We start from the raw sequence: 19,617 nt of genomic DNA, 5'->3' as shown, positions 1-19,617 counted from the left end.
CGCGGTGCGCTCGGCCGATCGGCGGCCGGGCGTGCATCGCCGCGTACAATCCCCTTTTTAAGCGCTGCAGGCCTTTTCGAATGTTGTCAGCTTGGCTCTTGCCCGAGCATATCGCCGACGTCCTGCCCGCCGACGCCCGACGCATCGAGGAGCTGAGGCGGCGCCTTCTGGACCGCGCCCGCGGCTACGGCTTCGAGCTCGTGATGCCGCCGCTGCTCGAACATCTCGAGTCGCTGCTGTCGGGTACGGGCCGTGAACTCGACCTCAAGACCTTCAAGCTCGTCGATCAGCTGAGCGGCCGCACGCTCGGCCTGCGCGCCGACACGACGCCGCAAGCCGCGCGCATCGACGCGCACCTGCTCAACCGCGAAGGCGTCACCCGGCTGTGCTACTGCGGCCCGGTGCTGCACACGCGGCCTTCGGGACTGAACTCGACACGCGAGCCGCTGCAGTTCGGCGCGGAGATCTTCGGCCACGCCGGGCTCGAGGCCGACCTCGAGGTCGCCGAGCTGGCGCTGGACTGCCTGCACGCGGCGCGCCTGTCCGAGCTGACGATCGATCTGGCCGACGCGCGCATCCTGCGCGGCGTGCTTGCCGGTGCGCCGGTGGACGCGGCGCGCTTGCAGGACGTCGTCGCTGCGCTGTCCGAGAAGGATGCGTCGGCGCTCGAGTCGCTGGCCTCCTGCCTGCCCGACGAGACCCGCCGCGGCCTGCGTGCGCTGCTGCGGCTGTACGGCGGCGACGAGGTGCTGGCCGCGGCGCGCACCGAACTGCCGCAGCGCAGCCTCATCACCGCCGCCGTCGAGCAGCTCGAATGGACCGCGCGCCACCTGCGCGCCGCGTTCCCGGGGCTGTCGATCGGTTTCGACCTGTCGGACATGAGCGGCTACGCCTACTACAGCGGCCTGCGTTTTGCCGTCTACGGCGCCGGCAGCGCCGACGCGCTGGCGCGCGGCGGCCGCTACGACGAGGTCGGCGCGGTCTTCGGCCGCAACCGGCCGGCCGTCGGCTTCAGCCTGGACCTGAAGGCGCTGGCCGATCTGGCGCCCGCCGTCGGCGCCGGCCGTGCGATCCGTGCCCCCTGGGGCGAGGACGCCGCGCTGCGGGCCGCCGTGCGCCGGCTGCGCGAGGCCGGCGAGACCGTCATCGCCGCGCTGCCGGGTCACGAAGTCGAGACCCAGGCTTTCGAATGCGACCGCGAGCTCGTGCTGCTGGACGGCCAGTGGCAGCTGCGCGCCTGCTGAATCCCTAAGGAACCCATCCCATGCAAACAGGCATCCTCCCGCCCGCGGGACGCAACGTCGTGGTCGTCGGCACCCAGTGGGGCGACGAAGGCAAGGGCAAGGTCGTCGACTGGATGACCGACCACGCCCAGGGCGTCGTGCGTTTCCAGGGCGGCCACAACGCCGGCCACACCCTGGTCATCGCCGGGCGCAAGACGGCGCTGCAGCTGATCCCGTCGGGCATCATGCGCGAAGGCGTCAAGTGCTACATCGGCAACGGCGTCGTCGTCGATCCGAAGCACCTGCTCAGCGAGATCGAGCGCCTGGAGGCGCTGGGTCTGGAGGTGCGTTCGCGGTTGTTCATCAGCGAGTCCTGCCCGCTGATCCTGCCGTTCCACGTCGAGATCGACCGCGCCCGCGAGGCCCAGCGCGAGAGCTGCGGCAGCGGCAAGATCGGCACCACCGGCAAGGGCATCGGCCCGGCCTACGAAGACAAGGTCGCACGCCGTGCACTGCGTGTGCAGGATCTGAAGCACCCGACGCGCCTGGAGGCCAAGCTGCGCACGCTGCTCGAGCTGCACAACGCTGAACTCACCGGCGTGCTCGGTGCCCAGCCGCTGGAACTGCAGCCGATGCTCGACGACGCGCTGCGCGCGGCCGAACAGCTGCGCCCGATGATGGCCGACGTCGGCTACCGCCTGTTCCAGGCCCATGGCGTGGGCGACAACCTGCTGTTCGAAGGCGCGCAGGGCACGCTGCTGGACATCGACCACGGCACCTATCCGTACGTCACCTCGAGCAACTGCGTCGCCGGCAACGCCGCCGCCGGTTCGGGCCTCGGCCCGGGCATGCTGCACTACGTGCTCGGCATCACCAAGGCCTATACGACGCGCGTCGGCAGCGGTCCGTTCCCGACCGAGCTCGACATCGAGACCCCGGGCACGATCGGCCACCACCTGTCGACCGTCGGCCAGGAGCGGGGCACCGTCACCGGCCGTGCGCGCCGCTGCGGCTGGCTGGATGCCGCCGCGCTGAAGCGCTCGATCATCATCAACGGCGTCTCGGGCCTGTGCATCACCAAGCTCGACGTGCTCGACGGCCTGCAGGAAATCAAGATCTGCACCGGGTATGAACTCGACGGCCGCGTGGTCGACGTGCTGCCGCTGGACGCCGACGAGATCGAGCAGTGCAAGCCGATCTACGAAACCATGCCGGGCTGGAGCGACACGACCGCCGGTCTGACCAACTGGGAACAGTTGCCGGCACCCGCGCGGCGTTATCTCGAGCGCGTCCAGGCGCTGATCGGGGCGCCCATCGACATGGTTTCCACCGGCCCCGACCGGGTCCATACCATCCTGCTGCGGCACCCGTTCCGCGCCTGAATCAAGACGAAAGAGCGAGAAGGAGAATCCATGCTCACCGACGACGGCAAGCACCTCTACGTATCCTGGGACGAATACCACCTGCTGATCGAGCGCCTGGCGCTCAAGGTGCATGCTTCGGGTTGGGAGTTCGACCAGATCCTGTGCCTGGCGCGCGGCGGCATGCGTCCCGGCGACGTCATGTCGCGGGTATTCGACAAGCCGCTCGCGATCATGTCGACGAGTTCCTACCGCTCCGACGCCGGCACCATCCAGGGGCGTCTGGACATGGCCAAATACATCACCATGCCCAAGGGTGAACTTGCCGGGCGCGTGCTGCTGGTCGATGACCTGGCCGACACCGGCGTGACGCTGCGCGCGGTGGTCGACCGCCTGCGTGGCATGCCGTCGATCTCCGAGCTGCGTGCCGCCGTGCTGTGGGTGAAGGGTGTGTCGAGCTACGTGCCCGACTACTACTGCGAGGTCCTGCCGACGAGCCCGTGGATCCACCAGCCGTTCGAGGAGTACGACAACCTGCGTCCCGACGGTCTCGCCCGCAAGTTCGCGGTTTGACCGCCCAGCAAAAAGGCCAGCATGCAGCTGGCCTTTTTTATTTTCCGTGCTCCGGAAAAGCCAACGGGGTTTCGGAAGATAATTTCCGAAACCCCGTCGTTGTTTGGTGCCCAGAAGAGGACTCGAACCTCCACGCCGTTAAGCGCTAGTACCTGAAACTAGTGCGTCTACCAATTCCGCCATCTGGGCGTCTCAGGAAGAAAAGAACTATAGCATCGGAATATGGACTCTGCAAGCCCCCCCGCAAATTTTTCTGCTGCCGGCCTGATGGGCGAAGTCGACGGCCGTGTCGAAGGCCATCGTGACGGACACGTTTTCGTCGTGCCCGACGAAGGCGACACCTGGATCTATCTCTCGTCGCAGGAGATGCGCGCGGTGCTGCACCGCGACCGTGTCCGCGTGCGCATCGTGCGCTTCGACCGCAAGGGCCGGCCCGAGGGGCGTGTGCTCGACATTCTCGAGCGCCGCAAGACGCCGATCATCGGCCGCCTGCTGCACGAAGGCGGGCATTGGGTCGTCGCGCCCGAGGACCGCCGCTACGGCCAGGACATCCTGATCCCGAAGAACGCCACCGCCAGTGCCGCGGTCGGCCAGGTGGTCTCGGTCGAGCTGACCGAACCGCCGTCGCTGCACTCCAAGCCGGTCGGCCGCGTCGCCGAGGTGCTCGGCGAGATCGACGACCCGGGCATGGAGATCGAGATCGCGGTGCGCAAGTACGAGGTGCCGCACCGCTTCTCGCCCGAGACGCTGGCCCAGGCCGCGGCGCTGCCCGAGAAGCTGCGCGCCTCCGACCGCAAGAACCGCGTCGACCTCACCGACGTGCCGCTGGTGACGATCGACGGCGAGGACGCACGCGACTTCGACGACGCGGTCTATTGCGAGCCCTTCCGCCGCGGCCGAGGCAAGACGCTGTTCGAGGGCTGGCGCCTGCTCGTCGCGATCGCCGACGTCAGCCACTACGTCAAGCCCGGCGAGCCGCTGGACGAGGACGCCTACGAACGTGCGACCTCGGTCTACTTCCCGCGCCGCGTGATCCCGATGCTGCCGGAGAAGCTGTCCAATGGCCTGTGCTCGCTGAACCCCGAGCAGGACCGGCTGGCGATGGTCTGCGACATGCTGGTGTCCACCGAAGGTGCGCTCGAGGCCTACCAGTTCTACCCGGCGGTGATCTGCTCGCACGCGCGGCTGACCTACACCGAGGTCGCCGCGGTGCTGCAGAACACGCGTGGCCCCGAGGCCCAGCGCCGCGCCGACCTGGTGCCGCAGCTCGTGCACCTGCACGAGGTCTTCCGGGCGCTGCTCAAGCAGCGTGCGCAGCGCGGCGCAGTCGACTTTGACACCGTCGAGACGCAGATCGTCTGCGACGACAACGGCCGCATCGAGAAGATCGTGCCGCGCGTGCGCAACGACGCCCACCGGCTGATCGAGGAGGCGATGCTCGCGGCCAACGTCTGCGCCGCCGACTTCATCGCCCATGGCGAGCACCCGTCGCTGTACCGCGTGCACGAGGGGCCGACGCCCGAGAAGCGCGCCGCGCTGCAGTCCTACCTGAAGGCGCTCGGCCTGGGGCTGCACCTGAGCGAGGAGCCGACGCCCGCGGAGATGCAGGCGATCTCGCAGGCCGTGCAGGGCCGCCCCGACGCGCAGCAGATCCAGACCATGCTGCTGCGCTCGATGCAGCAGGCGATCTACACCGCCAGCAACGCCGGCCACTTCGGCCTGGCCTACGGCGCCTACACGCACTTCACCAGCCCGATCCGGCGCTACCCGGACCTGCTGGTGCACCGCGTCATCAAGGCGCTGCTCGGCGCGCGCCGCTACCACCTCGTGCCCAGCCCGAAGACCCGTGTGCCCGAGGTGCGCCGCGGCGCCCGGGGCGGCAAGCCAGCCAAGCCGGCGAAGCCGATGTCCCAGGAGATGGAGGCCTGGGAAGCCGCCGGCGCGCACTGCAGCGCCAACGAGCGCCGCGCCGACGAGGCTTCGCGTGACGTCGAGGCCTGGCTGAAGTGCCGCTACATGCGCGAGCACCTCGGCGAGGAGTACGCCGGCACCGTCAGCGCGGTGACGCCGTTCGGCCTGTTCGTCACGCTGGACGCGCTCTACGTCGAAGGCCTGGTGCACATCACCGAGCTCGGCGGCGAGTATTTCCGCCACGACGAGGTCCGCCAGGAACTGCGCGGCGAACGCACCGGCGTGCGCTACGTCATCGGCACGCGCGTGCAGGTGCAGGTCAGCCGCGTCGACCTGGACGGCCGCCGCATCGACTTCCGCATGGTGCGCGACGGCGAGGCCGAGCGCCTGCTCTCCCGTGGTCGCAACGCACCCGAGCGCGCCGACAAGCCGGGTTCGGCAACCGAGGAACTCGCCGCGCTGCGCGCCGCGGACCGGGTGGCCAAGGCAGCCTCCAAGGCGCGCAAGGCCTCGACGGCGCCGCGCAAGAGCGGCGCGCGCAAGACGGCCGGCAAGGCGAGAGCGCGACGCTGAGGCCTGTTCAGGCGGCCGCGTGCAGCGCGTCGACCAGGTCGGCGGCGCGCAGCGGCCCGCCGGCGCCGGCTGCCAGCGCGCGGTCGGCAGCGTGCCCGTGCTGCCACACGGCCGCCGCCGCGGTGGCGAAGGCCTCGCCACCCGCCGACCACAGCCCGCCCAGCCAGCCGGCGAGCACGTCGCCGGTGCCGGCGGTGGCCAGCAGCGCGTTGCCGGTCGGGTTCAGCGAGGGCGGGGCGCCTGGGGCCGCGACGACGCTGCCCGAGCCCTTCAGCACGACGACGCAGCCCAGGCGATCGGCCAGGCGCTGCGCCGCGCCCAGACGGTCGGCCTGGACCTCGGCGGGCGTGGTGGCGAGCAGCCGCGCCGCTTCCAGCGGGTGCGGTGTCAGCACCGTCGGCCGCGAACGTCGGGCCAGCAGCCGCTGCAGCGACGGATCCGCGGCCAGCACGTTGAGCGCGTCGGCGTCCAGCACCAGCCGGCCGGCGTGCGCCAGCAGCGCCGGCAACGCTTCGCGCACGGCCTGCCCGCCGCCGCAGCCGGCGACGACCGTGGCCGCGGCCAGCGTCGCCGCTGGCGAGCGCCACCAGGCGGTGCGGCCCATCAGTTCCGGGCGTGCCGGGTCCAGCAGCAGCGCCCCCGCGTCCAGCGGGCAGCAGTAGACGCGGCCGGCGCCGGCGGCCAGTGCCGCGCGGGCCGCCAGCCACGCCGCGCCGGCCATGCCGGGCGCGCCGCCGACGACGGCGACGTCGCCGAAGCTGCCTTTGTGTTGGGCGTGGCAGCGCACCTTGCCGGCCGGCGCGCCGGCCAGACGCGCGGTCTCGCCTCCGGCCGCGACGCCGAGGTCGTCGAACCAGATCTGGCCGGCGTGGTCGCGTCCTTGGCCGGTGAACAGCCCCGGCTTGAGCTTCAGCAGCGCCAGCGTGGCATCGGCGCGAATGCAGGCCTCACCCAGCGGCTGGCCGGTGTCCGGGTGCAGGCCCGAGGGCAGGTCGACCGCCAGCACCGGCGTGCGGCGTGCCGCGGCCCAGGCGATGGCCGCGGCGATGCGGCCTTCGGGCGCGCGGCGCGTGCCCAGGCCGAGCAGGGCGTCGACGACCAGGTCGGCAGGGTCTTCGTCCAGCGCCTCGGCGATCGGTACGCCGGCGGCTCGCGCCGCCGTCAGCGCGTCGGCGGCGTCGGCCGGCAGCCGGGCGACATCGCCGGCAAGCACCACGCGCACGGCCTTGCCTGCGGCGTGCAGATGGCACGCGGCGACGAGTCCGTCGCCACCGTTGTTGCCTGGCCCGGCGAGCACAGCGACCGAACGTGCATGCGGCGCCAGCGCCAGCGCCAGCCGCGCGACGCCAAGCCCGGCGCGCCGCATCAGCGTGTGCGGCGGCGTGCCGGCCAGCGCGGCCGCCTCGGCGGCACGGGAGGCGGCTGCGTGGTGCAGCGGCCAGCCGGTTTCGGGGGCGACGAAGACGGGGCTCATGCCGCCATTGTCGGCCCGCCGCTTCAGCGCAGGCGCTCCAGGCCGAGCGCCGTCATGTCCAGCGGCGCGGCGCGCCCGGCCACCTGCTCGGCGAGCACACGCGCCGAGCCGCAGGCCAGCGCCCAGCCACTGGCGCCGTGGCCGAGGTTGAGCCAGACGCCGGGCAGGCCGCTGGCGCCCAGCACCGGCGGGCCGTCGGGCAGGCTGGGGCGTGCGCCCTTCCAGCGCTGGGCCTGGGTGGGCACGAAAGCGCCCGGAAACCAGTCCTCGAGGACGCGGTACAGCATGCCCAGCGCACGTTCGTCGTAGCGGTCGGCGCGGCCGCCGATCTCGCTGCTGCCGGCCACGCGCACCCGCTGCCCCAGCCGCGACACGGTGACGCGGTAACGCTCGTCGAAGACCGCCGAGCGCGGGCCGAGGTCCGGGTAACCCTCGAGCTGACGCAGCGGCGCCGTAACCGCGTAGCCCCAGACCGGCGCCAGCGGCAGCTTCAGCCGCAGCGACTGCAGCAGCGGTGCCGAAGCCGCGCCGCTGCACAGGACGACGGCGTCGAAGCGTTCCTCGCTGCCGCTGGCGACGACGCTGGGCGTGCCGCCGGCGCCGATGCGCTCGACCTCGACGCCGAAGCGGAAGTCGGCTCCCCGTTGCACGGTCTCGGTCTTCAGCTGCTGCGCGAACTGGCGGCAGTTGCCCACACCATCCTGCGGCAGGTGCACCGCGGCGCGCAGTGCCGTCTCGGGGTTCAGGCCGGGCTCGACCTGGCGTGCACGCCCGGCGTCGAGCAGCTCGAAGGGCACGCCGAGCTCGGCGAGCAGCTTCAGTCCCTGGCGCGAGCGCTTGAGTTCGCGCTCGCTGCGCAGCAGCACCGTGTAGCCGCGGCTGTGCTCGTAGTCCAGGCGCAGCGTGCGCGTCAGCGTCGCCAGGCGCTCCTGGCTCAGGCGCGCCAGGCGCAGCATCGCGGCGCGGTTGGTCGCGTGCACGCCGGGGCGGCAGGCGCGCCACCAGCGCCACAGCCAGGGCATCTGGCCCCAGACGCCCAGGCCGTCCAGCGTCAGCGCGCCTTCGCGGCGCAAGAGCTGCAGCATCAGCTTCAACGGCATGCCCGGCGCGGCCGAGGGCATCACGTAGCCCGGGGCCAGCACGCCGGCGTTGGCGAAGCTGGTTTCGGCGGCAACGCTGCCGCGGCGTTCGTAGACCACGACCTCGTGCCCGTCGGCAGCGAGTTCGAACGCGGTGGTGACGCCGACGATGCCGGCGCCGATGACGGCGACACGCATGCTCAGCCCTCCCGCGCGGCAAGCGCGCCTTCGACCTGCAGCGCGGCGCCGAGCACGGTGTCGTCGGCGAAGGCCGGCGCCCAGAGCATCAGGCCGACCGGCAGCACGCCCGGCGCCTGGCAGGGCAGCGACAGCGCGCAGCCGTCGAGGAGGTTGACCGCCGCCGGGTTGCGCAGCACCAGGGCGTTGGTGGCGAAGAAGACGGTGTCGTCGGCCTCCAGCGGCGCCAGCGGCGGTGCGACGATCGGCACCGTGGGCGACAGCGCGGCGTCGAAGCCTGCGAGTGCCGTCTGCACACGCGTGATCCAGTCGCGGCGCGTGCGCTGCAGGTCCAGGTAGTCGGCGGCCGACATCGTCTCGCCGCGGCGGATGCGGGTGGCAACACGCGGGTCGTAACGATCGCCGCGCTCGGCCAGGCGCCGGCGGTGCCACGCCCAGGACTCGGCGGCCGGTAAGCCGCCGGCGGCGTTGATGGCGGCAAGCTCGCCCAGTTCGGGCAGCGCGATCTCGACGATGCGTGCGCCGCCGGCCGACAGCGTCGCCAGCGCGGCGTCGAAGGCCGCCGCGACGGTGTCGTCCAGGCCGTCGAGCATCAGCGTGCGCGGCACGGCAAAACGCAGCCCGTCGAGCGGGCGCGCGGCCGGCCGCGGCGTGCGTGCCGCGAGGATGCCGTGCAGGCGCACCGCGTCGGCCACCGAGCGCGTGATCGCGCAGGCCGTGTCCAGCGAGGTCGACAGCGGGATGCAGCCGTCCAGCGGCACCAGCGCCTGCGTGCTCTTGAAGCCGACCAGGCCCTGCAACGCGGCCGGAATGCGGATCGAGCCGCCGGTGTCCGAGCCCAGCGCCGCCCAGGCCGCGCCGGTGGCGACGCTGACCGCCCCGCCCGAGGTGGAGCCGCCGGGCGCGCGCGGCGTCGCGTCCAGCAGCGCCGTCGCCGGATTGACGGGCGTGCCGTGGTGCGGGTTCAGCCCCAGGCCGGAGAACGCGAACTCCGACAGGTTGGTGTGGCCCACCAGCGCCGCGCCCGCGCCGCGCAGCCGGGCGACGGCCGGGCAGTCGCCCGCCGCCGGCGCGGCGTCGGCCAGCGCCGCCGAAGCGCCGCTCGTCGGCTGGCCGGCGACGTCGAACAGGTCCTTGACCGATACCGCGAGGCCGGCCAGCGGCGGCAGCGGGGCACCGGAGGCATGCAGTGCGTCGACCGCCGCGGCGCTCGCGCGAGCCTGGGCGTCGAAGCGGCGCACGAAGGCGTGCCGGCAGGGCGCCGCGTCGGCCGCGGCGAGGGATTCTTCGAGCATCGCGACGGCGCTGGAAGCGCCGGACACGATGCGGTTCCGGGCGTCGCCCAGATCGGGGGCGCCGCGGCGTGGTAGACTCATCGGGTTTGTCTCGGGGCGGGTGCGGGCTGATCGCTCATGCGCCGGCAATTCGAGGCGGACAAATCCGCGAACCCGGGCACCTGAGGTGTCGCTGGCGGGGAGGCAGGAGGGCTCTTCAGTCGTTCACGACTCGAGCCGATCCGTCACCTTCGGCAACGATCAAGCGCCGGGATTCTAGATCCAACCTTCGGAGTCTCCATGACTGTCTCCATGCGTGAAATGCTGGAAGCCGGCGTCCATTTCGGGCACCAAACGCGCTTCTGGAACCCCAAGATGGCCCCGTACATCTACGGCCATCGCAACAAGATCCACATCATCAACCTCGAGAAGACGCAGCCGCTCTTCGAGGACGCGATGAAGTTCGTGCGCCAGCTGAGCGCGCGCCGCGGCACGATCCTGATGATCGGCACCAAGCGCCAGGCGCGCGAAGTGATCGCGATGGAAGCCCAGCGCTGCGGCATGCCCTACGTCGACCAGCGCTGGCTCGGCGGCATGCTGACCAACTTCAAGACGGTCAAGGGTTCGCTGAAGAAGCTCAAGGACATGCAGGCCACCAAGGAGGCCGGCACGGAGGCGATGATCAAGAAGGAAGCGCTGCTGTTCGATCGCGAGCTGGTCAAGCTCGAGAAGGACATCGGCGGCATCCAGGACATGGGCGCGCTGCCTGACGCCATGTTCGTCATCGACGTCGGCTACCACAAGATCGCCGTCGCCGAAGCCAAGAAGCTCGGCATCCCGGTGATCGGCGTCGTCGACACCAACCACTCGCCGGTGGGCATCGACTACGTCATCCCCGGCAACGACGACTCGGCCAAGGCCGTCGCGCTGTACGCGCGCGCCGTCGCCGACGCGGTGCTCGAAGGCAAGGCCAGCGCGACCAACGAGGTCGTGCAAGCCGCCGCCGGCGCCGACGAGTTCGTCGAGGTCCGCGAAGAGGCCTGATCCGTGCGGGGCCCACGCGGCCCCGCCCCGAATCCGTGAGTCCGCCGCCGGCGCACACGACGCGCTGCGGCGGTTTCCTGCCATCCGAATGGAGTAGAGAGATGCCCGCAATCACCGCCAGCATGGTCGCCGAACTGCGCGCCAAGACCGACGCGCCGATGATGGAGTGCAAGAAGGCGCTCACCGAGGCCGACGGCGACATCGCCCGCGCCGAGGAGATCCTGCGCGTCAAGCTCGGCAACAAGGCCGGCAAGGCCGCCAGCCGCGTGACCGCCGAAGGCGTGGTCGCTGCCGCCGTCGACGGCGCCACCGGCGCGCTCGTCGAGATCAACTGCGAAACCGACTTCGTCTCGAAGAACGACTCGTTCCTGGCTTTCGCCAAGGCCACGGCCCAGCTCGTCGCCGAGAAGAACCCGGCCGACGTGGCCGCGCTCGGCGCGCTGGCCTACGAGCAGGACGGCTTCGGCCCGACGCTCGAGGACGTGCGCAAGGGCCTGATCGGCAAGATCGGCGAGAACATGTCGATCCGCCGCTTCAAGCGCTACGCCGGCGGCGGCCAGCTCGCCAGCTACCTGCACGGCACGCGCATCGGTGTGGTCGTCGAATTCGAAGGTGACGCCGTCGCCGCCAAGGACGTCGCGATGCACGTCGCCGCGATGAAGCCCAAGGCGCTGGCCGCCAGCGAAGTCCCGGCCGAGCTGGTCGAGTCCGAGCGCCGCATCGCCGCCGAGAAGGCGGCCGAGGATGCCGCCGCCGCCACCGCCGCCGGCAAGCCGGTGCAGTCGCCGGAGATCGTCGCCAAGCGCGTCGAGGGTTCGGTGCAGAAGTTCCTGAAGGAGGTCTCGCTGCTGAACCAGGCCTTCGTCAAGAACGACAAGCAGACCGTCGAGCAGATGCTCAAGGCCGCCGGCACCACGGTGAAGGGCTTCACCCTGTACGTGGTCGGCGAAGGCATCGAGAAGAAGGTCGACGACTTCGCCGCCGAAGTGGCCGCGCAGGTCGCTGCCGCCAAGGGCCAATAAGCTAGGTCCGTCAATCAAGGGGGCCTCGTGCCCCCTTACACTCGCTCTCGCATCACCATCGAATCAGGAGTCTCCCGCATGGCGGCATACAAGCGCATTCTGCTCAAACTGTCGGGCGAGGCGCTGATGGGAGAGGACTCGTACGGCATCAACCGCGCCACCATCGTGCGCATGGTGCGCGAGGTCCAGGAAATCACCAGCCTGGGCTGCCAGGTCGCCGTCGTCATCGGCGGCGGCAACATCTTCCGCGGCGTCGCCGGCGGCTCGGTGGGCATGGACCGTGCCACGGCCGACTACATGGGCATGCTCGCCACGGTGATGAATTCCCTCGCGCTCGCCGACACGATGCGCCAGGAAGGCATGACCGCGCGTGTCATGTCGGCGATCTCGATCGAGCAGGTCGTCGAGCCCTACGTGCGCCCGAAGGCGCTGCAGTACCTCGAGGAAGACAAGATCGTCGTCTTCGCCGCCGGCACCGGCAACCCGTTCTTCACCACCGACACCGCCGCCGCGCTGCGTGGCGCCGAGATCGGCGCCGAGGTGGTGCTCAAGGCAACCAAGGTCGACGGCGTCTACTCCGCCGACCCCAACAAGGACCCGACCGCGACGCGCTACTCGACGATCGGCTTCGATGAAGCCATCGCGAGGAACCTGCAGGTGATGGACGCCACCGCCTTCGCGCTGTGCCGCGACCAGAAGCTGCCGATCCGGGTCTTCAGCATCAACAAGCCCGGCGCCTTGAAGCGCGTCGTGCTGGGCGAGGACGAAGGCACGCTCGTGCACGTTTGACGAGGCCCCCATCACATGACCACCGCAGACATCCAGAAGACGGCCGCCGAGAAGATGGCGAAGTCCGTCGAGGCGTTCAAGAACGAACTGCACAAGATCCGCACCGGCCGTGCCCACCCGGGCATCCTCGACCAGGTGCACGTCGACTACTACGGCTCGATGCTGCCGATCAGCCAGGTCGCCAACGTCTCGCTGCTCGACGCCCGCACGATCAGCGTTCAGCCCTGGGAAAAGGGCATGGGCCAGAAGATCGAGAAGGCGATCCGCGAGTCCGACCTGGGCCTGAACCCGTCGTCGCAGGGCGACCTGCTGCGCGTGCCGATGCCCGCGCTGACCGAGGAGCGCCGCAAGGAGCTGACCAAGGTCGTGCGCCACACCGGCGAGGACGCCAAGATCCACGTGCGTGCGGTGCGTCGCGACGCCAACGAGCAACTGAAGAAGCTCGTCAAGGACAAACTCGTCTCCGAGGACGACGAGCGCCGCGGGCAGGACGAAGTCCAGCGCCTGACGGACCGTACGATCGCCGAGATCGACAAGCTCGTCCAAGCCAAGGAAGCGGAGGTCATGGCCGTCTGAGCCGCCCTGCGCCGCCGATGACCCATCTACCGCTGACCGAGAACCTGGCGCCGAACGGCAAGGCGCCCGACCGCGCGACTCCGCGCCACGTCGCCGTCGTGATGGACGGCAACGGGCGCTGGGCTCGCCAACGCTACATGCCGCGTTTCTTCGGCCACAAGCAGGGCGTCGACACGTTGGTGCGTGCGGTCAACACCTTTGCCGAGCGTGGCGTCGAGTACCTCACGGTGTTCGCGTTCTCTTCCGAGAACTGGAAACGTCCTTCCGACGAGGTGTCCGGCCTGATGGGGCTGGTGCTCGTGGCCGTCTCCAAGTACCTGACCAAGATGGCAGGCGACGGTGTGCGCATCCGCATCATCGGCGACCGCTCCGCCGTCTCGGACAAGTTGCGCGACGCCTGGGACCGCGCCGAGTCGCTGACCGCCAACAACCGCCGCATCACGCTGTCGGTGGCCTTCAACTACGGCGGCCGCTGGGACGTCGTGCAGGCCTGCCGGCAGGCGCTGGCCGACGGCGTGAAGCCCGAGGACTTCGACGAGTCCTACCTGTCGCGGCACATGGCACTGTCTTTCGCGCCCGACCCGGACCTTTTCATCCGCACCGGCGGCGAGATGCGCATGAGCAACTTCCTGCTGTGGCAGGCGGCGTACTCGGAGCTGTTCTTTACCGAGTGCCTGTGGCCCGATTTCGGCGATGCCCAGATCGACGCCGCGCTGACCGCCTACGCGCAGCGAGACCGCCGTTTCGGCGGCATCCGTCCCGCGCAGGTGGCGTCAGACGGTTCCTGAGGTTCCATGCTGCGACAGCGGGTCATCACGGCCGTCGTCCTGCTCCTCGTCCTGATCGCGTCGCTGGCGGCCCCCGGGCCCGGCTGGTTCGCGTTGCTCACGCTGGTGCTGCTGGCGGCGGCGGGCTGGGAATGGGCGCGACTGAACCAGGCCGGGCAGGGTGCGGCCGTCGCGATGGCGGCCGTGCTGGCCGCTGCCTGCGGCGCGTCGCTCGCCGCCGGATGGGTGGATCGGGCGCCGTCCATCGTCTGGTGGCTGGCCATCGCGTTGTGGGTGCCGGGCAGCGCCGTCGCGCTGTATGCCGGGCCTGCCGCGTGGCCACGCCTGCCGCGGGTCGCGCGCTGGGGCCTGGGCCTGGTGATGCTGTGGGCCGCCTGGCTGGCGATCGCCCATGCGCGCGTCGTCGGGCTGAACTTCATGTTCTCGGTCTTCTGCCTAGTCTGGGCGGCCGACATCTGCGCCTACTTCGGCGGCCGGGCCTTCGGCCGGCGCAAGCTCGCGCCCTCGATCAGTCCGGGCAAGAGCTGGGCGGGCGTGTGGAGCGGCCTGGCGGGCGTGCTGGTGCTGGCCGTCGCCTGGATGGCCGTCGACGGCCGCTGGGGTCTGGACGGCCCGGGGCTGTACAGCCGCATGCTCGACACCCTGGGCCCGGCGGTCGGCGTCGCCGCGCTGCTGGTGCTGGTGGCGATGAGCGTCGTCGGCGATCTCGTGGAGTCGCTCGTCAAGCGCGCTGCCGGCGCCAAGGACAGCAGCCGCCTGCTGCCGGGCCACGGCGGCGTGCTCGACCGTGTCGACGCGCTGCTTCCGGTCTTCCCGATCGCCCTGGCGCTTGCCGGGGTCTAAGCTTCCTCTTCTTCCTGCACGCATCGTGAGCACACCCCAGCGTCTGGTCATCCTCGGCTCCACGGGCTCCATTGGCACCAGCACGCTGGACGTGGTGGCCCGCCATCCCGAGCGCTTCGAGGTCTACGGCCTCAGCGCGTTCCAGCGCGTCGAGGAACTCGCCGCGCAATGCCGCCAGTTCCGTGCGCGCGTGGCCGTCGTCCCGACCGAGGAGCGTGCGGTGGCGCTGCGTGCGTTGCTCGCCGGCACGCGCACCGAGGTGCGCGTCGGCGCCCAGGCGCTTTGCGAGCTGGTCGCCGAGCCCGAGGTCGACAGCGTCATGGCGGCCATCGTCGGTTCGGCCGGCCTGCCCTCGTGCATGGCCGCGGCGCGTGCCGGCAAACGTCTGCTGCTGGCCAACAAGGAGGCGCTGGTCGTCGGCGGCGCGCTGTTCATGAAGGCGGTCGAGGACGGCGGCGCGACGCTGCTGCCGATCGACAGCGAGCACTCGGCGATCTTCCAGTGCCTGCCCGAGGATCGTGGGGTCTGGGGTCAGCGCATCGACCACATCGTGCTGACGGCCAGTGGCGGCCCGTTCCGCCACCGCGATCCGGCGACGCTCGCCGACGTCACGCCCGAGCAGGCCGTGGCGCACCCGAACTGGGTCATGGGCCGCAAGATCTCGGTCGACTCGGCGACGATGATGAACAAGGCGCTCGAGGTCATCGAGGCGCGCTGGCTGTTCGGCCTGGAGCCCGAGCAGGTGCGGGTCGTCATCCACCCGCAGAGCATCATCCACTCGATGGTCGTCTGCCGCGACAACTCGGTGCTGGCGCAGCTCGGCACCCCCGACATGCGCGTGCCGATCGCCTACGGCCTGGCTTTCCCCGAGCGCATCGAGTGCGGCGCCTCGCGCCTGGACTTCCTGCAGCTGTCGGCGCTGACCTTCGAGGAGCCCGACCTGCGCCGATTCCCCGGCCTGGCGCTGGCCTGGGAGACCCTGCGTGGCCCGGTGGGCGCCACTGCGGTGATGAACGCCGCCAACGAGGAGGCCGTCGCCGCCTTCCTGGACCGCCGCATCGGCTTTGCCGCGATCCACGCCGTCAACGCCGCCACCGTCGAACGCCTGGTGCCCGCGCTGGGCGCGATCGCGTCGATCGACGACCTGATCGCGCTGGACGAGCAGGCCCGTGCCGCCGCACGCAGCCTCATCGGAGCGCTCGCCGCGTGATCGTCACCGCGCTTGCCTTCGTGCTGACGCTCGGCGTGCTGATCGTCGTGCACGAGTACGGGCACTACCGCGTCGCCGTGGCCTGCGGCGTGCGCGTGCAGCGCTTCTCGATCGGCTTCGGGCGTGTGCTGTTCAGCCGCGTGCGCGGGGCCGACCGCACGGAGTTCGTCGTCTGCGCGCTGCCGCTGGGCGGCTACGTGAAGATGCTCGACGAGCGCGAGGAGCCGGTGGCACCGCACGAGCAGCATCGTGCGTTCAACCGCCAGTCGCTGCCGCGCCGCGCTGCCATCGTTTCGGCCGGGCCGCTGGCCAACCTGTTGCTGGCGGTCCTGCTGTACGCGGCAGCGCACTGGATCGGCATCGAGGAGCCCAAGGCCGTGCTCGGCACGCCGCCCGCCGCAAGCGTCGTCGAGTCTGCCGGTCTGCGCGCCGGGGACTGGGTGCGCGCCGTCTCGCGCGACGGCCTGGCATGGGACGAGGTCGAATCGATGACCGATCTGCGCTGGCAGGTCACGCAGGCGGCGATGCAGGGGCGCTCGCTCGACCTGGAGGTTTCGAACCGCGACGGCCACGGCACCCGCAGGCTGCACCTGGACCTGTCGGCCTACTCGGTGCGCGACGTCGACTCGGGTCTCGTCTCGGAGCTCGGTTTCGGCGCCCCGTTCAGCGAGGCCCGCATCGGCGAGGTGCGCGCTGGCAGCCCTGGCGCAGCGGCCGGCCTGCAGGCCGGCGACCGCGTGCTGATGGTCGACGGTCAGCCGGTGGCCGACGCGACGGCGCTGGTGCGCCGCGTGCGCGCCGCGGTGCACGAAGGCGAGGGCGTACCGATGCGCTGGCGCGTCGAGCGCGGCGGTGCCGAACTCGAGGTCAGCGTCGTGCCGCGCGTCGTGCAGGCCGATGGCCAGGGGGTCGGGCGCATCGACACCGTGGTCGGGTCGATGCCCGAGACCACGCTCGTGCGCCGCGGCTTCGTCGACGGCCTGGAGCAGGGCGTCGCGCGCACCTGGGAGGTCTCCACGCTGACCGTGCGCATGATCGGCAACATGCTGATCGGCGAGGCATCGCTGAAGAACCTCAGCGGCCCGCTGACGATCGCCGACTACGCCGGCCAGTCGGTGCAGCGCGGCGCTGCCGTGTACCTCGGTTTCCTCGCGCTCGTCAGCGTGAGCCTGGGCGTGCTGAACCTCCTGCCGCTGCCGATGCTCGATGGTGGCCACCTCATGTATTACATTTTCGAAGCCGTCACCGGACGGCCAGTCTCCGAACTGTGGCTGGCGAGGCTGCAGCGCGGCGGGATCGCGGTGCTGCTGATGATGATGTCGCTCGCCCTCTTCAACGACGTGGCCCGGCTGCTGGGCCTGCACTGAACCCCATGCTTCCTGTCCTTCCGACCGCTCCGCAGCGCGTGGCCTTCGTCCTGCTCGCCAGCGCCGCCGCCGTGGTGGCCCCTGCCGCGCACGCCGTCACGCCTTTCGTCCTCCAGGACATCCGCATCGAGGGCCTGCAGCGCACCGACCCCGGCACGGTGTTCGGTGCGCTGCCGTTCCGCATCGGCGACACCTACAACGACGAGAAGGGCGCCGCCGCGCTGCGCGCGCTGTTCTCCACCGGCCTGTTCAATGACGTCCGCCTGGAGGTCGACGCGCAGGATCTGATCGTCGTCGTCGACGAACGTCCGGTCGTCGCCTCGGTCAACTTTGCCGGCCTGAAGGAGTTCGACTCCGACCCGCTGGTCAAGTCGCTGCGCGACGCGGGCATCGGCGAGGGCCTGCCCTTCGACAAGGCGCTGGTCGACCGCGCCGAGCAGGAGATCAAGCGCCAGTACCTGACGCGCAGCCTCTACGGCGCGGAGGTCGTCACCACGGTCACCCCGCTGGAGCGCAACCGCGTCAGCGTGACCTTCACGATGAACGAGGGCGAGGCGGCCAAGATCTCCGATATCCGCATCGTCGGCGCGCAGGCCTACAAGGAGTCGGCGCTGCTGGACCTGTTCGACCTGACGCCCAGCGGCTGGCTGACCTGGTACACGAAGAACGACCGTTATTCGCGCACCAAGCTCAACGCCGACCTCGAGAAGCTGCGCGCCTGGTACGTCAACCGCGGCTACCTCGAGTTCAACGTCGAGTCCACGCAGGTCACGATCTCGCCGGACAAGCAGTCGATCGCGATCACGGTTTCGATCCACGAAGGCCAGCCCTACACCGTGACGGCGGTGCGCCTGGAGGGCGACTACCTCGGCAAGGACGACGAGTTCCGCGCGCTCGTCGGCATCCGGCCCGGGACGCCCTACAGCGGCGACGCGGTGGCCGAGACCGGCCGCCGCATCACCGAACGCTTCGGGCTCTACGGCTACGCCTTTGCGCGCGTGGACCCGCGGCCCGAGATCGACCGTGAGAAGGGCCAGGTCGCGCTGGTGCTCAACGCCGAGCCGCAGCGCCGGGTCTATGTGCGCCGCATCGAGCTCGCCGGCAACTCGCGCACGCGCGACGAGGTCATCCGGCGCGAGTTCCGCCAGTTCGAGTCGTCGTGGTACGACGGCGACCGCATCAAGCTCTCGCGTGACCGGGTCGACCGGCTGGGCTACTTCAGCGATGTCGCCGTCGACACCACCGAGGTGCCGGGCGCGCCCGACCAGGTGGACCTGACGGTGAAGGTCGAGGAGAAGGCGACCGGCAACCTGATGCTGGGCGCGGGCTACTCCAATGCCGAGCGCCTGTCGCTGAGCGGCTCGATCCAGCAGGACAACGTCTTCGGTACCGGCAACTACCTGGGTATCCAGGTCAACACCAGCAAGTCGCAGCGCACGCTGGTGGTGAGCACCACCGACCCGTACTTCACGCAGGACGGCGTGTCGCGCGCGATCGATGTCTACTACCGCACGACCCGGCCCTACAACAGCCTGGGCGACAACTACGACCTGGCGACGCCGGGCTTCGCGGTGCGCTTCGGTGTGCCGTTCTCGGAGTACGACACGGTGTTCTTCGGTGCCGGCGCCGAGATGACCAAGATCGGCACGTCCTCCGGCATCCCGCTGTCGTACCTGAACTACCGCGCCACCTACGGCGAGACCAGCTACTCCCTGCCGCTGACCCTGGGCTGGCAGCGCGACCGGCGCGACAGCGCCCTCGTGCCCTCGCGCGGGCGCTACACGCGCATCAACGCCGAGATGAGCCTCGTCGGCGACGTGCGCTACCTGCGCACGAACCTGCAGTACCAGGAGTACTGGGCGATGCCGTTCAAGACCACGCTGGGTCTGAACACCGAGCTCGGCTGGGGCGAGGGCCTGGGCAGCAAGCCTTATCCGATCTTCAAGAACTTCTACGGCGGCGGCCTGGGCACGGTGCGTGGTTTCGAACAGAACTCGCTGGGTGTCGTCGATCCGACCGGCGCCTACATCGGCGGGGCCAAGCGGCTGAACGTGAACGCCTCGCTGTACCTGCCCGTGCCGGGCTCGGGCAACGACAAGACGCTGCGCATGTTCGCCTTCGGCGACGCCGGCAACGTCTGGCGCGACGGCGAGACCGTTGACCTGTCGACGCTGCGGGCCTCCGCCGGCCTGGGCCTGAGCTGGGTCTCACCCGTCGGGCCGCTGCAGTTGAGCTATGCCGTGCCGGTGCGTGTCGAACGCAACGATAAAATCCAACGTTTCCAATTCCAGATCGGGACCTCGTTCTGATGA

The 19,617-nt window shown here is 70.5% G+C and carries 16 protein-coding genes and 1 tRNA gene; 13 read left to right on the top strand and 4 right to left on the bottom strand.

Annotated features, from left to right (window positions below; genetic code table 11):
- Positions 1-83 precede the first annotated feature (83 nt).
- The 3 genes from EV684_RS04605 to EV684_RS04595 are packed head-to-tail and all read left to right on the top strand — an operon-like array spanning position 84 to position 3,157.
- Positions 84-1,244 (top strand): ATP phosphoribosyltransferase regulatory subunit, encoded by a 1,161-nt coding sequence (locus EV684_RS04605; RefSeq protein WP_132645211.1) that lies wholly within the window; start codon positions 84-86, stop codon positions 1,242-1,244.
- A 20-nt stretch (positions 1,245-1,264) separates the two neighbouring features.
- On the top strand, positions 1,265-2,605 hold the full coding sequence (locus EV684_RS04600; protein ID WP_132645031.1) for an adenylosuccinate synthase: 1,341 nt from the start codon (positions 1,265-1,267) through the stop codon (positions 2,603-2,605).
- A gap of 30 nt (positions 2,606-2,635) precedes the next feature.
- Entirely contained in the window at positions 2,636-3,157 is a 522-nt protein-coding gene (locus EV684_RS04595; RefSeq protein WP_132645030.1) for a phosphoribosyltransferase, read from the top strand.
- A 104-nt stretch (positions 3,158-3,261) separates the two neighbouring features.
- Here the strand turns inward: EV684_RS04595 and EV684_RS04590 are convergent.
- Positions 3,262-3,346: transfer RNA gene (locus EV684_RS04590), tRNA-Leu, on the bottom strand.
- Positions 3,347-3,424: 78 nt separating this feature from the next.
- Between EV684_RS04590 and rnr the strand changes: the two genes are divergently transcribed.
- Entirely contained in the window at positions 3,425-5,641 is a 2,217-nt protein-coding gene (gene rnr, locus EV684_RS04585; RefSeq protein ID WP_132645029.1) for a ribonuclease R, read from the top strand.
- Between the two features lie 7 nt (positions 5,642-5,648).
- Here rnr and EV684_RS04580 read toward each other — a convergent pair whose 3' ends face one another.
- The 3 genes from EV684_RS04580 to EV684_RS04570 are packed head-to-tail and all read right to left on the bottom strand — an operon-like array spanning position 5,649 to position 9,768.
- Positions 5,649-7,115, bottom strand: coding sequence for an NAD(P)H-hydrate dehydratase (locus tag EV684_RS04580; protein ID WP_132645028.1), 1,467 nt, complete (start codon positions 7,113-7,115; stop codon positions 5,649-5,651).
- 23 nt (positions 7,116-7,138) lie between these two features.
- On the bottom strand, positions 7,139-8,392 hold the full coding sequence (locus tag EV684_RS04575; protein ID WP_132645027.1) for an FAD-dependent oxidoreductase: 1,254 nt from the start codon (positions 8,390-8,392) through the stop codon (positions 7,139-7,141).
- 2 nt (positions 8,393-8,394) lie between these two features.
- Positions 8,395-9,768: an amidase gene (locus tag EV684_RS04570; RefSeq protein ID WP_132645026.1), complete on the bottom strand. Its 1,374-nt coding sequence runs from the start codon at positions 9,766-9,768 to the stop codon at positions 8,395-8,397.
- Between the two features lie 198 nt (positions 9,769-9,966).
- Here EV684_RS04570 and rpsB point away from each other — a divergent pair, with 198 nt between their 5' ends.
- The 9 genes from rpsB to bamA all read left to right on the top strand — a co-directional run bounded on the left by rpsB (position 9,967) and on the right by bamA (position 19,614).
- Entirely contained in the window at positions 9,967-10,710 is a 744-nt protein-coding gene (gene rpsB / locus EV684_RS04565; RefSeq protein WP_132645025.1) for a 30S ribosomal protein S2, read from the top strand.
- A gap of 101 nt (positions 10,711-10,811) precedes the next feature.
- Entirely contained in the window at positions 10,812-11,732 is a 921-nt protein-coding gene (tsf, locus tag EV684_RS04560) for a translation elongation factor Ts (protein WP_132645024.1), read from the top strand.
- 78 nt (positions 11,733-11,810) lie between these two features.
- On the top strand, positions 11,811-12,521 hold the full coding sequence (gene pyrH, locus EV684_RS04555) for a UMP kinase (RefSeq protein WP_132645023.1): 711 nt from the start codon (positions 11,811-11,813) through the stop codon (positions 12,519-12,521).
- Positions 12,522-12,536: 15 nt separating this feature from the next.
- A complete protein-coding gene (gene frr / locus EV684_RS04550) occupies positions 12,537-13,097 on the top strand; it encodes a ribosome recycling factor (protein WP_132645022.1) in 561 nt (186 codons plus the stop codon).
- Positions 13,098-13,114: 17 nt separating this feature from the next.
- Positions 13,115-13,885 carry a polyprenyl diphosphate synthase gene (gene uppS / locus EV684_RS04545; RefSeq protein WP_132645021.1) on the top strand — a complete coding sequence of 257 codons (771 nt, stop codon included), beginning with the start codon at positions 13,115-13,117 and terminating at the stop codon, positions 13,883-13,885.
- A gap of 6 nt (positions 13,886-13,891) precedes the next feature.
- Positions 13,892-14,728: a phosphatidate cytidylyltransferase gene (locus EV684_RS04540; protein ID WP_132645020.1), complete on the top strand. Its 837-nt coding sequence runs from the start codon at positions 13,892-13,894 to the stop codon at positions 14,726-14,728.
- Between the two features lie 25 nt (positions 14,729-14,753).
- Positions 14,754-15,938, top strand: a complete 1,185-nt coding sequence (locus EV684_RS04535) for a 1-deoxy-D-xylulose-5-phosphate reductoisomerase (protein ID WP_132645019.1) — start codon at positions 14,754-14,756, stop codon at positions 15,936-15,938.
- Positions 15,935-17,305, top strand: a complete 1,371-nt coding sequence (gene rseP / locus EV684_RS04530; RefSeq protein WP_132645018.1) for an RIP metalloprotease RseP — start codon at positions 15,935-15,937, stop codon at positions 17,303-17,305. The genes EV684_RS04535 and rseP overlap by 4 nt, the downstream gene beginning before the upstream one ends.
- A 5-nt stretch (positions 17,306-17,310) precedes the next feature.
- Complete coding sequence (bamA, locus tag EV684_RS04525; protein ID WP_132645017.1) at positions 17,311-19,614, top strand: outer membrane protein assembly factor BamA; 2,304 nt, start codon at positions 17,311-17,313, stop codon at positions 19,612-19,614.
- The last annotated feature ends 3 nt before the right edge of the window (positions 19,615-19,617 follow it).

Source organism: Rubrivivax gelatinosus (assembly GCF_004340905.1).
In the GTDB taxonomy this organism is placed as follows: domain Bacteria; phylum Pseudomonadota; class Gammaproteobacteria; order Burkholderiales; family Burkholderiaceae_C; genus Rubrivivax; species Rubrivivax gelatinosus.
This window is presented reverse-complemented; position numbering and strand designations above follow the sequence as displayed.

Bases quoted from the DNA above. Each gene is read 5' to 3' on its own strand.
- rpsB (WP_132645025.1), top strand. From the start codon at position 9,967: ATGACTGTCTCCATGCGTGAAATGCTGGAAGCCGGCGTCCATTTCGGG.
- EV684_RS04570 (WP_132645026.1), bottom strand. From the start codon at position 9,768: ATGAGTCTACCACGCCGCGGCGCCCCCGATCTGGGCGACGCCCGGAAC.
- tsf (WP_132645024.1), top strand. From the start codon at position 10,812: ATGCCCGCAATCACCGCCAGCATGGTCGCCGAACTGCGCGCCAAGACC.
- EV684_RS04600 (WP_132645031.1), top strand. From the start codon at position 1,265: ATGCAAACAGGCATCCTCCCGCCCGCGGGACGCAACGTCGTGGTCGTC.
- uppS (WP_132645021.1), top strand. From the start codon at position 13,115: ATGACCCATCTACCGCTGACCGAGAACCTGGCGCCGAACGGCAAGGCG.
- pyrH (WP_132645023.1), top strand. From the start codon at position 11,811: ATGGCGGCATACAAGCGCATTCTGCTCAAACTGTCGGGCGAGGCGCTG.
- EV684_RS04575 (WP_132645027.1), bottom strand. From the start codon at position 8,392: ATGCGTGTCGCCGTCATCGGCGCCGGCATCGTCGGCGTCACCACCGCG.
- frr (WP_132645022.1), top strand. From the start codon at position 12,537: ATGACCACCGCAGACATCCAGAAGACGGCCGCCGAGAAGATGGCGAAG.
- EV684_RS04595 (WP_132645030.1), top strand. From the start codon at position 2,636: ATGCTCACCGACGACGGCAAGCACCTCTACGTATCCTGGGACGAATAC.
- rnr (WP_132645029.1), top strand. From the start codon at position 3,425: ATGGGCGAAGTCGACGGCCGTGTCGAAGGCCATCGTGACGGACACGTT.
- bamA (WP_132645017.1), top strand. From the start codon at position 17,311: ATGCTTCCTGTCCTTCCGACCGCTCCGCAGCGCGTGGCCTTCGTCCTG.
- EV684_RS04580 (WP_132645028.1), bottom strand. From the start codon at position 7,115: ATGAGCCCCGTCTTCGTCGCCCCCGAAACCGGCTGGCCGCTGCACCAC.
- EV684_RS04540 (WP_132645020.1), top strand. From the start codon at position 13,892: ATGCTGCGACAGCGGGTCATCACGGCCGTCGTCCTGCTCCTCGTCCTG.